The 14102-nt window shown below is 63.6% G+C and carries 9 protein-coding genes; 2 read left to right on the top strand and 7 right to left on the bottom strand.

What is annotated here, in order from left to right; genetic code table 11:
• Position 1: 1 nt before the first annotated feature.
• From lptE to A7A77_RS11740, 3 genes are read right to left on the bottom strand one after another with little or no spacing between them, the layout of a single operon-like run.
• Positions 2 to 496 carry an LPS assembly lipoprotein LptE gene (gene lptE, locus A7A77_RS11750; RefSeq protein WP_066558224.1) on the bottom strand — a complete coding sequence of 165 codons (495 nt, stop codon included), beginning with the start codon at positions 494 to 496 and terminating at the stop codon, positions 2 to 4.
• A complete protein-coding gene (gene leuS, locus A7A77_RS11745) occupies positions 496 to 3018 on the bottom strand; it encodes a leucine--tRNA ligase (RefSeq protein WP_066558221.1) in 2523 nt (840 codons plus the stop codon). Before leuS ends, lptE begins: the two co-directional genes overlap by 1 nt.
• 22 nt (positions 3019 to 3040) lie before the next feature.
• Complete coding sequence (locus A7A77_RS11740) at positions 3041 to 3484, bottom strand: DUF3576 domain-containing protein (protein WP_156500539.1); 444 nt, start codon at positions 3482 to 3484, stop codon at positions 3041 to 3043.
• A gap of 372 nt (positions 3485 to 3856) precedes the next feature.
• Between A7A77_RS11740 and A7A77_RS11735 the strand changes: the two genes are divergently transcribed.
• Both A7A77_RS11735 and phbB read left to right on the top strand, forming a co-directional pair.
• Positions 3857 to 4657 carry a hypothetical protein gene (locus A7A77_RS11735; protein ID WP_066558215.1) on the top strand — a complete coding sequence of 267 codons (801 nt, stop codon included), beginning with the start codon at positions 3857 to 3859 and terminating at the stop codon, positions 4655 to 4657.
• A 237-nt stretch (positions 4658 to 4894) separates the two neighbouring features.
• Entirely contained in the window at positions 4895 to 5617 is a 723-nt protein-coding gene (gene phbB, locus A7A77_RS11730) for an acetoacetyl-CoA reductase (protein WP_066558212.1), read from the top strand.
• 171 nt (positions 5618 to 5788) lie between these two features.
• Here the strand turns inward: phbB and A7A77_RS11725 are convergent, their stop codons facing one another.
• From A7A77_RS11725 to A7A77_RS11710, 4 genes are all read right to left on the bottom strand, one after another.
• Complete coding sequence (locus A7A77_RS11725; RefSeq protein WP_066558496.1) at positions 5789 to 6367, bottom strand: DUF1993 domain-containing protein; 579 nt, start codon at positions 6365 to 6367, stop codon at positions 5789 to 5791.
• A 108-nt stretch (positions 6368 to 6475) separates the two neighbouring features.
• The gene (locus A7A77_RS11720) at positions 6476 to 7912 is read right to left on the bottom strand and encodes a glutamate synthase subunit beta (RefSeq protein ID WP_066558211.1); all 1437 of its coding nucleotides are present in this window, start codon (positions 7910 to 7912) and stop codon (positions 6476 to 6478) included.
• 12 nt (positions 7913 to 7924) lie between these two features.
• Positions 7925 to 12565, bottom strand: a complete 4641-nt coding sequence (gene gltB, locus A7A77_RS11715; protein ID WP_066558209.1) for a glutamate synthase large subunit — start codon at positions 12563 to 12565, stop codon at positions 7925 to 7927.
• Between the two features lie 202 nt (positions 12566 to 12767).
• A complete protein-coding gene (locus A7A77_RS11710) occupies positions 12768 to 14054 on the bottom strand; it encodes a hypothetical protein (RefSeq protein WP_066558204.1) in 1287 nt (428 codons plus the stop codon).
• Positions 14055 to 14102 lie beyond the last annotated feature (48 nt).

Here is a 14102-nt window from a genome sequence, read left to right as displayed (position 1 = left end):
GCTAGCCGGCAGAACGCAAGTGCAGCGCAACGTTGGTGACGATGATCTGCGCCACTTCCCTGGTCAGGTTTTCAAGGGCCGTCTGCTCTGCCGCGATCGTCGCGTATTCGCTCGACACGACATCGATGCCCGCATCCGAACCGGCGGTGGCGTCCAGCATGGTCTCGCCCGTGGTCAGATCGACGAGCCGGTAGCGCGCGCGCAGCGTGCGCCGTTCGCGACCGATGGTATCGTCGCCAAGCAGGCCAAGGCCCTCCAGCTGGTCATCCAGCCGCACGTCGAGCCGGTAACGCGTGCCCGCCCCGCCATCGCCAAGCCGCTCGACCAGGGCATCGCGCATCAGCCAGCCCTGCTGTCCGGCAATCGGCGAGACGCTGACCGAGGCAAGCCCCTGCGCCACCCGCCCGTCGCCGCCGCCCGCGTACATGGGCGACAGTCCGCATGCGGACAGCATCAGCGCGCCGGAAAGCGAAAGGGCAAGAACGAGAAAGCGCATCAGACGACGATGTTCACCAGCCTGTCGGGCACCACGATCACCTTGCGGACGGGCGCTCCATCGATGTTACGCTGGACTTTCTCGCTGGCGAGCGCAAGCGCCTCCAGCTCGTCCTTGCCGGTTCCCTTGGCCACCGTCAGCGTATCGCGAAGCTTGCCCTTCACCTGAACGGCGATGGTCACTTCGTCCTCAACCAGCATGGCCTCTTCATAGGCAGGCCAAGCAGCTTCGGCGATGAGCCCTTCCATGCCGGCGCGCGACCAAGCCTCCTCCGACAAGTGCGGCATCATAGGCGCAACGAGCAGCATCAGCGCGCGGATCGTCTCGCTGCGGCTGGCCGATGGCGCGGCCTTTTCGGCGGCATTGGTCAGCTCGTAGATGCGGGCGACCGCCTTGTTGAAGGAGAGCGCCTCGATGTCGTCTGCAAAGGCGGCGATGGTCTGGTGCATCTTGCGGGCAAGAGCCTTGTCGTCGCCTTCGGCATTCGGGTCGTACTGGCCGAACAGGCGCCACAGGCGCTGCACGAAACGGCCACAGCCCTCGATGCCCGCCTCGCTCCACGGCAGGTCGCGTTCGGGCGGGCTGTCGGAAAGCATGAACCAGCGCACCGCGTCCGCACCGTACTGCGCCACGATCTCGTCGGGGTCGACGACGTTCTTCTTCGACTTCGACATCTTGATGACGCGGCCGATTTCCACCGGCTTGCCGTCGTCCTTCAAGGTCGCGCCATTGCCGTCGCGCAGGACCTCGCTCGGGCTGAAATACACCGGACGGCCATCGACCTTACGCTCGTAAGTCTCATGCGTGACCATGCCTTGCGTGAAGAGCTGGGCGAAGGGTTCCTTCACCTCGATCATGCCGCAATGGGCAAGCGCACGCGTCCAGAAGCGGGCGTAGAGCAAGTGCAGGATCGCGTGTTCGATCCCGCCGATGTACTGGTTTACCGGCAGCCACTTGGCGACTTCGGCTGCGTCGAAGGGCTTGTCGCCCGGCTGGCTGGCGAAGCGCAGGAAGTACCAGCTGGAATCGGCGAACGTGTCCAGCGTGTCGGTTTCGCGCCGCGCCTTTGCACCGCACTTCGGGCAATCGACATGCTTCCACGTGGGATGACGGTCGAGCGGGTTACCCGGCGTCTTGAAGTCCACGTCATCGGGCAGCGTGACCGGAAGCTGATCCGCAGGCACCGGCACGACGCCGCATCCCTCGCAGTGGATCATCGGGATCGGCGTGCCCCAGTACCGCTGACGCGAAACGCCCCAGTCGCGGAGGCGATACTGCGTCTTGGGAACACCCCAGCCGTCTTCGGCAGCGCGGGTGATGATCGCGGTCTTCGCGTCTTCGACCGAAAGGCCCGTCAGGAAGTCGGAATTGACGACGATCCCTTCGCCCGCCTCGGCCTCGCCATCGAAAGGCTTGTCCGCATCGGCCTTGCTGGCCGCGACGACGCGCTTGATGGGCAAGCCGTACTTGGTGGCGAACTCAAAGTCGCGCTGGTCGTGGCCCGGCACCGCCATGATCGCGCCGGTGCCGTAATCCATCAACACGAAGTTCGCGATCCAGACCGGAATATCCTCGCCCGTAAAGGGGTGTGCGACTTTCAGGCCCGTATCGAAGCCCAGCTTCTCCGCCGTTTCCAGCTCGGCCGCGGTGGTGCCGCCGGCCTTGCAGAGCTTGATGAAGTCCGCAGCCTCGTGGTTGGTATCGGCCAGCGCCTGTGCGATCGGGTGATCGGCGGCAACGGCCACGAAGCTAGCGCCGAAGATCGTGTCGGGACGCGTGGTATAGACCTCGATCGTCTCGTCGAAATTGCTGCCCTTGAAATGGGCCTGCATTCCTGTCGACTTGCCGATCCAGTTTTCCTGCATCAACCGGACCTTTTCAGGCCACTTGTCGAGCGCGCCAAGACCGTCGAGCAAATCGTCTGCGAACTGCGTGATCTTGAGGAACCACTGGGAAAGCTTGCGCTTTTCCACCAGCGCGCCCGAACGCCAGCCGCGTCCGTCGATGACCTGTTCGTTGGCCAGCACGGTCATGTCGACTGGGTCCCAGTTCACCGCCGATTCGCGGCGATAGACAAGGCCGTTTTCATAGAACGACAGGAAGAGCGCCTGTTCGTGGCCGTAGTATTCGGCATCGCAGGTCGCGAACTCGCGGCTCCAGTCGAGCGCGAAGCCGAGGCGCTGAAGCTGCGCCTTCATGTTGGCGATGTTCTCGCGCGTCCAGCCGCCGGGGTGCACGCCCTTTTCCATGGCGGCGTTTTCGGCCGGCATGCCGAAAGCATCCCAGCCCATCGGGTGCAGAACCTCGTGGCCGGTCATCGCCTTGAAGCGGGCCAGCACGTCGCCCATCGTATAATTGCGCACGTGGCCGATGTGGATGCGCCCCGAAGGATAGGGGAACATCTCCAGCACGTAGCTCTTCGGCTTGTCGCTGTTCGAATCGGCGCGGAATACTTCTGCCTCGTCCCACGCGCGCTGCCAGCGCCCGTCGGCGGCCGACGGATCGAAACGCTCTTCAGTCATCTTCGAATGCCCCGAGAACCGATCAGCCGGTCAGCGCGTCGCGGCGCAGTTCGCGCGCGCGGGTGAGAATGATGCCTTCCAGTTTCTGGATGGTGGCGGCCTGCACCGGCGATGCGACCCATACGCCGCCCTGCGAAACTTCGCGGCTGGCGGATACGCGCAGCGCATCGGCGCGCAGGTCCTGGTCGAGGATGGCGACGCTCACCTTCATCCGTTCGCCGGGATTGGCGGGGTTCGTGTACCAGTCCGTCACGATCACGCCGCCGTTCGAATCGGCCTGCACCAGCGGCGCGAAGCTCAACGTGTCGAGGCTGGCGCGCCAGAGATAGGCGTTCACGCCGATCGTCGTCACCTTGCTGGCGGCAAGGTCGGCCTTGACCTCGTCCCGGCTGCCGCCGCAGGCGGAAAGCGCGGCCAGCGCACCGGTTGCCAGCAGCATTTTCACGAATGTGGTTCGGTTGGTCATGCCGGTCATCGAGTCTCTTTGTCCTTGGCCGAAAACTTCTGTGTGGGAGCGCTCTATCCCGCACAGGCGCGGGCGGCAAGCGCCGTGCCGTATCGCGGGACATGTTATGTCACTTGCTTAACGCCGCAGCACGGGTAAACGGGCGCCGCGCCGCACAGCATTAGGCGCCGCGATGCTTAACCGAAGCTGGCTGAAAACCGAGTCTGTCGATTCCGTGCAACATGTTGGAACGGAATCGCTTTTGACAGCAGGAATTGCTTGGCAAACCGGGTTGGTGGAGCGATTATAGGTGCTTAATGCGGCGTTATTGCCGGGTCGGGAACAAACGTCGGGTCTAGACGTAACCGATCGTTCGAGGAGGTAGTGGCCGAGATGGCTTCGGGGTTCGACACGAAATGGCGGCGCGCGCTGCGTGCAGGCACTGGCCTGCTCGCCGGCACTGCTTGCGTGATCGGCCTGTCGTCGGCGGTAGCCGCGGTTTCCTCCGGCTCGTTCACTCTCGATGAACTGAACGTATCGGGCGATGGCGGCCTTGGCGCATTCACGCCCGCGTCGGTCGATCCGAAACTGATGGCCAGCCTGCGCCGCGCCAGCGATGCGCGCGGCGACATCAGCGGCAGCCTGTTCCGCTTCACGCCCGCCGGTGCGGCACAGCGCGGTTCGCGTTCTGTCACCGTGGCCGTTCGCGTCGATGCCGAAACGGCCCGCGCGATCTCGAGCCGCAAGCCTGCGGCCGAAGCCGGTCGCGGCATCGCGGGGCTGGATCCGGTTGCATTCAATCTCGGTGTCGCGCGCGGCTACCAAAGCTTCGCGCAAGGTTCGGCCACTGCGGCCGAAGCCGGCACGCGCACCCTGACGATGCCCGGCGAAATCGCCGACATCAGCGCACCCGACCTGCGCAGCTTCACCCCCGCCAAGGCGGCTTCGGGCAAGAGCAAGTTCAGCCCCACTGTCGAGCTTGATGCCGATTCGGCCCTGCCCGGCAGCGCTCCGCGCACTTTTGGTGGCGCGGGCGAAATGTCGGTCGATGTCGGCGGCGCCTATCGCGTTGCGGACAATCTGAAGGTGACGGCGGGTATCCGCTACTCTTCGGAACGTGACCGGCTGACGACGCTGACCGACGGACAGCAGGATAGCCAGTCCGTATACGTGGGAACGCGTTTCCGCTTCTGATCGCGCCCTGTCGCGCTGCTTTCACATATCGATGCTTTAGGTCGCGCCGGGCGGACACGCTGGGGGGCTACCTAGACCAATTGCCTATTTCGCAGGTGCGAAAAGGATGCTTGCGTTATGCTGCATTGCAACATAGAAATTGCTGCGGCAAGCGAACCCTACGAAAGTCCGCTTGTGGACATGGCCCGCGGTCAATAGGCTGAGGGTCGAGGAGAGCAACTGAAGGGAATTATACCGATGAGTAGAGTTGCAGTCGTTACTGGAGGAAGCCGCGGCATCGGCGAAGGTATCAGCCTCGCTCTCCAGCAAATGGGCATGACTGTCGCCGCGAACTACGCCGGCAACGACGCCAGGGCCAAGGAATTCACCGACCGTACCGGCATCCCGGCCTACAAGTTCGACGTGGGCGATCACGATGCGGTTATCGCCGGCTGCGCCAGGATCGCCGAAGATCTCGGCCCGATCGACGTTGTCGTCAACAATGCCGGCATCACGCGCGACGGCGTGCTGCACAAGATGACGTGGGAAGACTGGAACGAGGTGATGCGCATCAACCTCGGCGGCTGCTTCAACATGGCGAAGGCAACATTTCCCGGCATGCGGGAACGCGGCTGGGGCCGGATCGTCAACATCGGTTCCGTAAACGGACAGGCGGGGCAGTACGGCCAGGTCAACTATGCCGCAGCAAAATCGGGCATCCACGGGTTTACCAAGGCGCTGGCACAGGAAGGCGCCAAGTACGGCGTGACGGTCAACGCGATTGCGCCGGGCTATATCGACACCGACATGGTTGCCGCCGTGCCCGAACCGGTTCTGGAAAAGATCATCCAGAAGATCCCGGTCGGCCGCCTTGGCCATGCCGACGAAATCGCCCGCGGCGTCGCGTTCTTCGCATCCGAGGAAGCGACTTTCGTGACCGGTTCGACGCTGAGCATCAACGGCGGCCAGCACATGTATTGAGCGGTGGAGGCGGATAGGTTCGCTTATCCGCCTTTGCAGTGGCGCTTGGCGCCAAAGGCATTCCGCTCAAGGACGGGCCGGATCGTGGACAGTGGGTCCGACAGATCGGGTCGACGACAAGGCGGCGGCTTCGCGGTCGCCGCCTAAGTCACACAAACCACGTTACTGGCTTCAGGCCCCGCCCATGCCTTCGGGCAACGTCCCGGGCCTGACATAGCCGAACATATGCGCGACGAAGTCCGCCTTACCCAGATCGGCGCCCTGCGCGCGTAGAATCGCATAGGCTATCATCACGTGGAAGTAGAACTGCGGCACGGCCCAGTCCCGCACGTATTGCTCCAGCGTAAGATCGAAGATGATGCCCATCGGCAGGGCATGCGCGACAGGACGAGCGTCCGCTTCCTTCAACTCGGGTAAGGCCAATTCCGCCACCAATGCGGTAACCTGATCGATCCGCGCCAAGGCATCCGACATCGTTCCCGGCACTTCGCCTGCATGGCGGCCTTCATCGAGCAGTTCTTCAATCAGCGGCGGAAAATCCTCGCCTCGAAGGCGGTACATCCCCTCTACGGCCTGCACGCAGGCGAAGCGCACTTGTGTCGAAAGGGGCAGCATGTCCGGCGCCAGCCGGGCCGACAGCAGCGCATCGGCTTTATCCTCGCCGAACTGGGCCTGCGCCTTGCGCAACCAGCTGGAAAGGGAGCCGAGTTGCTGAAGGTACGTCGGCGAGAGTGTGTCTTTGAGCGTCATGGCAGGCCATGTCGCCATCGCGCCTGATTTGCGCAAGGCTGTACCTAAGAAAAAAGGCGCGCCCGTTTCCGGAGCGCGCCCTTTCTTTAACCGGTATGATCCAGCCGATCAGCGCGGCAGTTCGGTCTCGCCCATTAGCGCGAGATCGACGCTGCGTGCGCATTGGCGACCTTCGCGGATGGCCCAGACAACGAGGCTCTGGCCGCGACGCATATCGCCGCAGGCCCAGACGTTGTCTTCGCTCGTCTTGTAGTCTTCCGTATTCGCCGAGACATTGCCGCGCGCGTCGTACTCAAGACCCGACTTGTCGAGCATGCCCGACTTCTTCGGACCGACGAAGCCCATGGCGAGCAGGATCAGGTCGGCCTTCAGCGTGAATTCGCTGCCAGGCACTTCCTTCATCTCGCGGCCTTCCCACTCGATGCGGACGCATTCGAGGCCGGTCACCTTGCCGTTTTCGCCAACGACACGCTTGGTCAGGATCGCCCAGTCGCGGTCGACGCCTTCCTCGTGGCTGGACGACGTGCGCAGCTTGAGCGGCCAGTTCGGCCAGGTCATCGCCTTGTCTTCCCGTTCGGGAGGCTTGGGCATGATCTCGATCTGCGTGACGCTGGCCGCGCCCTGCCGGTTCGACGTGCCGACGCAGTCCGAACCGGTGTCGCCGCCGCCGATGACGATCACGTGCTTGCCGGTCGCGGTCAGCGTTCCGCGCGGGGCAGCACGCTGTTCGTCGTCACCCGCGTTGCGCTTGTTCTGCTGCGTCAGGAATTCCATGGCGAGGCGAACGCCGCTCATTTCCGAACCCGGAATGTCGAGCGTGCGCGCATCTTCCGCGCCGCCCGAAAGGACGACTGCGTCGAAATTTTCCTTCAGCGTCTTCAGCGTGATGTCCACGCCCACCTCGGTCGAGGTGCGGAAGTTGACGCCTTCCGCCTCCATCTGCGCCGCGCGGCGGTTGATGAGGTGCTTTTCCATCTTGAAGTCGGGAATGCCGTAGCGAAGCAGGCCGCCGATACGGTCATTCTTCTCGAACAACGTAACGGAGTGGCCGGCGCGGGCAAGCTGCTGCGCGCAGGCCATGCCGGCGGGACCGGAACCGACGACGGCAACCGACTTGCCGGTCTTCTTTTCCGGAACCTGCGGCTTGATCCAGTCGTTTTCCCACCCCTTGTCGACGATCGCACATTCGATCGACTTGATGGTGACCGGCTGGTCGACGATGTTCAGCGTGCACGCCGCCTCGCAAGGGGCGGGGCAGATGCGGCCGGTGAATTCGGGGAAGTTGTTGGTGGAGTGCAGCGTGACCAGCGCTTCCTTCCAGTCCCCTTCATAGGTCATGTGGTTCCAGTCCGGGATGATGTTGTTCACCGGACAGCCGTTATGACAATAGGGAATGCCGCAATTCATGCACCGCGACGCCTGCGAACGCAGTCCGTCCTCGGTGTGCGGAATCACGAATTCCTTGTAGTGCTGCAGACGTTCCGCCGGGTCCGCATAGGTGCGATCCACGCGGTCGAGTTCGAGAAATCCCGTTTCCTTGCCCATCTGTAGAGACCCTTATTCCGCCGCTTCGCTCTGAGCGGCGAGGCGCTCGGCTTCCATGGCCTTGAGCGCGTTTTCATAGTCGCGCGGCATGACCTTTACGAACTTGCCGACGGCGTTGTCGAAATCGTCGAGCAGAGCCCGCGCCTTCGCGCTGCCGGTGTGGAGGTGGTGCCGTTCGAGGAGGACGCGCACGCGCTCCGCATCGTGGTAGAGCGGATCGCCCATGCCGAAATCGTCGATGTTGCGGCCGCGCTGGACCGGACGGCCCGTGCCGTCATCCTCGTCACGCGCGGTGGAAACCGCACGCAGATCGACCATCGACTGGTTGCAGTGCGATGCGAAAGTACCGTCCTCGTCGTAGACGTAGGCGATGCCGCCGCTCATGCCGGCCGCGAAGTTGCGACCGGTCTTGCCCAGCACACAGACCGTACCGCCGGTCATGTATTCGCAGCCATGGTCACCGGTGCCTTCGACAACCGCGATCGCGCCGGAGTTGCGAACCGCGAAACGCTCACCCGCGACGCCGTTGAAATAGGCCTCGCCCGCGATCGCGCCGTACAGCACGGTGTTGCCGACGATGATGTTGTTCGACGGGTCACGGCTCACGCCTTCGGGTGGACGGACGATGACGCGGCCGCCGGACAGGCCCTTGCCGACATAGTCGTTGGCATCGCCGACGAGATCGAGCGTGACGCCGTGCGCCAGCCATGCCGCGAAGGACTGGCCCGCAACGCCGGTGAAATTCACGCGGATCGTGTTGTCGGGAAGACCGGCATGGCCGTACTTCTTCGCGACTTCGCCCGACAGCATGGTGCCGACGGTGCGGTTCACGTTGCGAACCTCGCGGTCGATGCGGACGCTCTCGCCCTTCTCCAGCGCGGGGGCGGAGGCAGCGATGAGGTCGTTGTCGAGCGCGGCTTCAAGGCCGTGGTCCTGCTTGCCGGTCCAGAAGAGCTGCTTGCCCTCTTCCAGTTCGACCTGGTGCAGCAGCTTCGACAGATCGATGCCGTGCGCCTTCCAGTGTGAAACCGCCCTCTTCATGTCGATCCGGTCGACGCGCCCGATCATCTCGTCGAGAGTGGCAAAGCCCATCTCGGCCATGATCTTGCGCAGTTCTTCGGCCACGAAGAAGAAGTAGTTGATCACGTGCTCCGGCTGGCCGGTGAAGCGCTTCCTCAGTTCCGGATTCTGCGTCGCGACGCCGACCGGACAGGTGTTGAGGTGGCACTTGCGCATCATGATACAGCCCGCCGCGATCAGCGGGGCGGTGGCAAAGCCGAACTCGTCAGCCCCGAGCAAAGCGCCGATGGCAACGTCGCGGCCAGTGCGCAGGCCGCCATCGACCTGAACCGAAATGCGCGAGCGCAGATCGTTGAGGAGCAGCGTCTGCTGCGTTTCGGCAAGGCCGATTTCCCACGGCGATCCCGCATGGGTCAGCGAAGTCAGCGGGGACGCGCCCGTGCCGCCTTCGTAGCCGGAGATCGTGACATGGTCGGCGCGCGCCTTCGATACGCCAGCGGCAACCGTGCCGACGCCCACTTCGGACACCAGCTTCACGGAAACACGTGAAGTCGGGTTCACGTTCTTCAGGTCGTGGATCAGCTGCGCCAGATCCTCGATCGAGTAGATGTCGTGGTGCGGCGGCGGCGAGATCAGGCCCACGCCCGGCGTCGAGTGACGGGTCTTGCCGATGATCTTGTCGACCTTGTGGCCGGGCAGCTGGCCGCCCTCACCGGGCTTTGCGCCCTGTGCCATCTTGATCTGGATATCGTCGGCATTGACGAGATACTCGGTCGTCACGCCGAAGCGGCCCGATGCCACCTGCTTGATCGCCGAACGCATCGTGTCGCCATTGTCGAGCGGCTTGAAACGGATTGGGTCCTCGCCGCCTTCGCCGGTGTTCGACTTGCCGCCGATCCGGTTCATAGCAACGGCCAGAGTGGTGTGCGCTTCCCAGCTTATCGAACCGTAGCTCATTGCGCCGGTGGCGAAACGCTTCACGAGCGATTCGGCCGATTCCACTTCGGAGATGTCGAGCGGCTCGTCGGCCTTCTTCAACTCCATCAATCCGCGGATAGTCAGCAAGCGTTCCGACTGCTCGTTGATGTCCTTGGCGAAGGCTTCGTAGTTCTCGTAATTATTGCCACGAACCGCGTGCTGCAGGTTCGAGATCGTCGCCGGGGTCCAGGCATGGTCCTCGCCGCGCAGGCGGTACTGGTAGATGCCGCCGACATCGAGCTGCTTGCGGTAAATCTCTTCGTCGCCATAGGCCGCTTCGTGGCGGCGCACGGTTTCCTCGGCCACTTCGCCAAGGCCGACGCCCTCGATCGTGGTCGCCGTGCCGGTGAAGTAGGCGTCGATGAACCTGGTCGACAGGCCGACCGCATCGAAGATCTGCGCACCGCAATAGGACTGGTAGGTAGAAATGCCCATCTTGGACATGACCTTCAGGATGCCCTTGCCGATGGCCTTGATGTAGTTCTTCTCGACCTCGTAGGCTTCAAGCGGAGCCTGCTTCTCGACCCGCATCTGTTCGAGCGTTTCGAAAGCGAGGTACGGGTTCACCGCTTCGGCGCCATAGCCTGCCAGCACGCAGAAGTGATGCACTTCGCGCGCCTCGCCGGTTTCGACGACAAGGCCGGTCTGCATGCGCAGGCCCTGACGGATCAGGTGCGAGTTGACCGCGGCCGTCGCCAGCAGCGCGGGCATGGCGATACGGTCGGGACTCTGCGCCCGGTCGGACAGGATCAGGATGTTCTTGTCCTGCAGCACCGCTTCGGTCGCGGTCCAGCACATTTCCTTGATCGCCTGTTCAAGCCCCTCGGCGCCGGTGTCGGCATCCCAGGTCATGTCGATCGTGGCAGTGCGGAATGCGCCGTCCAGCACTTCCTCGACCGAACGGATCTTGGCGAGATCGGCGTTGGTCAGGATCGGCTGGCTGATTTCCAGCCGCTTGTGCGTGCCCGCTTCCTTACCCAGCAGGTTGGGACGCGGACCGATCATCGACAGCAGGCTCATGACCAGTTCCTCGCGGATCGGGTCGATCGGCGGGTTGGTGACCTGCGCGAAGTTCTGCTTGAAATAGTCGTAGAGCAGGCGCGAACGCTTCGACAGCACGGCGATCGGCGTATCGGTGCCCATCGATCCGAGCGGATCGTCGCCGTTGAACAGCATCGGCTCAAGGAACTTGGAAATGTCTTCCTGCGTGTAGCCGAAGGCCTGCTGGCGATCGAGCAGCTCGCCGACGGGGACGGGAACGTCCTCGGCATGCGGCTCCAGTGGATCGAGGTCTTCCAGCTTGTACTGCGAATGGTTCAACCACTCTGCATAGGGCTTCGCCGCGGCGAGTTCGGTCTTGACCTCCTCGTCTTCGATGATGCGGCCCTGTTCCAGGTCGATGACGAGCATCTTGCCCGGCTGCAGGCGCCACTTGCGCGTGATCGAGGTGTCGTCGAACGGCAGAACGCCGCTTTCCGATGCCATGCAGACCAGATCGTCGGTCGTCGTGCAATAGCGCGCGGGGCGCAGGCCGTTGCGGTCCAGCGTGGCGGCGATCTGGCGACCGTCGGTGAAGGCGACAGCGGCGGGGCCGTCCCACGGCTCCATCAGCGCGGCGTGATATTCGTAGAACGCGCGGCGGGCCGGATCCATGTCATGGTTCTTGGCCCATGCTTCCGGAATCAGCATCATCATCGCGTGGCTGAGCGAATAGCCGCCGGCCAGCAGCAGTTCGAGCGCGTTGTCGAGGCAGGCCGTGTCCGACTGCCCGTGCGGGATGATCGGCCACATCTTGTCGAGATCGGCACCCAGCAGCGGCGATTCCATCGTGCGACGGCGGGCGTTCATCCAGTTCACGTTGCCGCGAACGGTGTTGATCTCGCCATTGTGGGCGATCAGGCGGAACGGCTGCGCCAGCTTCCAGCTGGGGAAGGTGTTCGTGCTGAAACGCTGGTGAACCAGCGCCAGCGCCGACGTGCAGTCCGGATCGCGAAGATCGTTGTAGAAACTGCCGACCTGGTTGGCGAGCAGCAGCCCCTTGTACACGATCGTGCGGGTCGAGAAGCTGGGCAGGTAAAGTTCGGTCAGGCCCGGCAACCCGTGCTTCACGGCAAGGTCGGCCAGCGGGTTCTGAACCTGCTTGCGGATGGCAAGGATCTTGCGTTCGAACGCGTCCTGGTCCTTGCAGGGGCCGCCGCGACCGATGATCGCCTGCTTGATGACCGGCATCTGGGCAATGACTGTCTTGCCCAGCCCGTCCAGCGTGGTCGGCACATCGCGCCAGCCGATCAGTTCCTGACCTTCCTTGGCGACGAACGTCTCGAAACGCTGCACGATGAATTCGCGTGCGTCGTCTTCCTGCGGCAGGAAGCACATCGCAACGGCGTAATCGCCCTGCTGCGGCAGCGTTTTGCCATGCTGGTCGGCCCACTTGCGGAAGATCGCATCGGGCATCTGGATCAGGATACCGGCGCCGTCACCCAGCAACGGGTCTGCACCCACCGCACCGCGATGGTCCAGATTTTCCAGAATGGTCAGGCCCTGTTTGATAATCGCATTGGATTTCTCACCCTTGATATGGGCGATAAAACCCACACCACAGGCGTCATGTTCGTTGCGCGCATCGTAGAGGCCTTGAACCGGCGGAAAACCCATTGTCACCTATCCTGTCGGGGCCCGGACACGAGCAGAAGCCCGGGCGTCCGGAAATAAAACGCGACTCACTCGCCGCGAAGACGCAGCGAAATGGCGCATCGGACCCCAATGGCGATACAATCGGCTTTTTGCAACTGCACAGTGGTCGAAAATGCCGAGCCTGCATTCACCCCGGATGGTCTTAACTATAGGAATCAGGCACTTATGGTCTATACGGGTCGAGCCGCTGTAATTCGGCAAGAGCTTCGCGCAAGCGGAAATCCTGCGGCTTGCCGTGCGGGACGGGATTCCCGCCCTTCGACGGGGCGTAGGGCGCAGGCGGCAGGCCGGCCTCTCCCCGCTGACCCGATTCCGCCCGTGGAGCATGGTTCTTGCCCAAACCGATGTCGGCGAGCGAGCCATAGCCCGCTCCATCGTCCTCTGCGTCCTCTTCCTCGTCGCCGGCACCGTCGTACCAGCCCGCGTCGCCATCGGCGCCGGGACGGGCAAAACTGGGGCGACTATAGCCGTCGCTGCCCACTGCCCCCGTTGCGGGCGCGGCGGAAGGGGACCACTGCACCGGTTCCTCTGCCGCCTGCATGGCAGGAGTGCTTGCCGGATGGACCGGCGCGATATCGGCAACCGGAGGAACGTCCGCCGGCGCGGGCTGCTCTTCAGCGGCAGGAGCTGCGACCATGTCGTCGGGCCACGGGGCAAAGATGTCCTCGCCACCATCAGCCGCCGTTTCGGGCCAGACGGCGGATGCGGGTGCAGGATCGGATGCGGCGGGCCAGGCGCCAAACGGGGCCGGGCCTTCGTTCGAAACGGGCTGGGGCATGGAAGATTGCCTTTCTGTTCCGGATTCAGGCGCAAGCGCTTCCGCTGCCGGTTGTACGGCTGCGGGTACTTCCTCTTGCCGCGAATCGGGAACAGGCGCTGCCGCTGCAGGCGGGGCTGCCTCGACCGGCCTCGGTGCGGCAAAATCGTCCCATTCGTCCGACGCGCTCCCCGCACTGTCAGGCCGGTCGAATTCTTCCCGAAATGCGAAATCGTCGCTCACTTCCACCGATTCGCCGCCTGGCGCGGGGTACTCATGCGCACTCGGATGGTCGAGGCCGAGTTCCTTGAACGAGACCGCCACCGGCTGGGTAGGGGCGGGATCGGGATCAAGGTAACGCGGGATGGGCGAAGCTTTCGCCTCCTGCCCCCCCTCCACCAGATGGCGGCGAAGGCGCGGCACGGCTTCTGCAGCATCCTTGCGCGTACCGGCAGGCGTGGCGGGGCCACGGGTCAATATCGCGGCAAGCTGGGATCCAACGATGAAGCCAAGAACACCGAAAACGGCATGCGCGCCCATGCGGGCCATGGCCGGGCTGACCCTGCCTTCCAGACCGGCAGACGTGATCGCGCCGGCAAGTGTCTGGTCAGAGATCAGGAAGACCACGGCGACTCCGGCAAGCGCGCCCCCGATTCGCAGGAGGGAAGCCAGAATCTCGATAAGCCTGTTCATTGCACATCTTTCGCCGGTAACGCGAAAAGATGTCTTAAATGGTGAGGG

The organism is Croceicoccus bisphenolivorans (genome assembly GCF_001634625.1).
GTDB lineage: Bacteria > Pseudomonadota > Alphaproteobacteria > Sphingomonadales > Sphingomonadaceae > Croceicoccus > Croceicoccus bisphenolivorans.
Note: the sequence above shows the minus strand (reverse complement) of the source record. Positions and strands in the feature narration are given on the sequence as shown.

Coding starts and splice junctions, on each gene's coding strand:
- A7A77_RS11720 (WP_066558211.1), bottom strand. CDS start 7,912: ATGGGCAAGGAAACGGGATTTCTCGAACTCGACCGCGTGGATCGCACC.
- phbB (WP_066558212.1), top strand. CDS start 4,895: ATGAGTAGAGTTGCAGTCGTTACTGGAGGAAGCCGCGGCATCGGCGAA.
- gltB (WP_066558209.1), bottom strand. CDS start 12,565: ATGGGTTTTCCGCCGGTTCAAGGCCTCTACGATGCGCGCAACGAACAT.
- A7A77_RS11740 (WP_156500539.1), bottom strand. CDS start 3,484: ATGACCAACCGAACCACATTCGTGAAAATGCTGCTGGCAACCGGTGCG.
- A7A77_RS11725 (WP_066558496.1), bottom strand. CDS start 6,367: ATGACGCTCAAAGACACACTCTCGCCGACGTACCTTCAGCAACTCGGC.
- A7A77_RS11735 (WP_066558215.1), top strand. CDS start 3,857: ATGGCTTCGGGGTTCGACACGAAATGGCGGCGCGCGCTGCGTGCAGGC.
- lptE (WP_066558224.1), bottom strand. CDS start 496: ATGCGCTTTCTCGTTCTTGCCCTTTCGCTTTCCGGCGCGCTGATGCTG.
- leuS (WP_066558221.1), bottom strand. CDS start 3,018: ATGACTGAAGAGCGTTTCGATCCGTCGGCCGCCGACGGGCGCTGGCAG.
- A7A77_RS11710 (WP_066558204.1), bottom strand. CDS start 14,054: ATGAACAGGCTTATCGAGATTCTGGCTTCCCTCCTGCGAATCGGGGGC.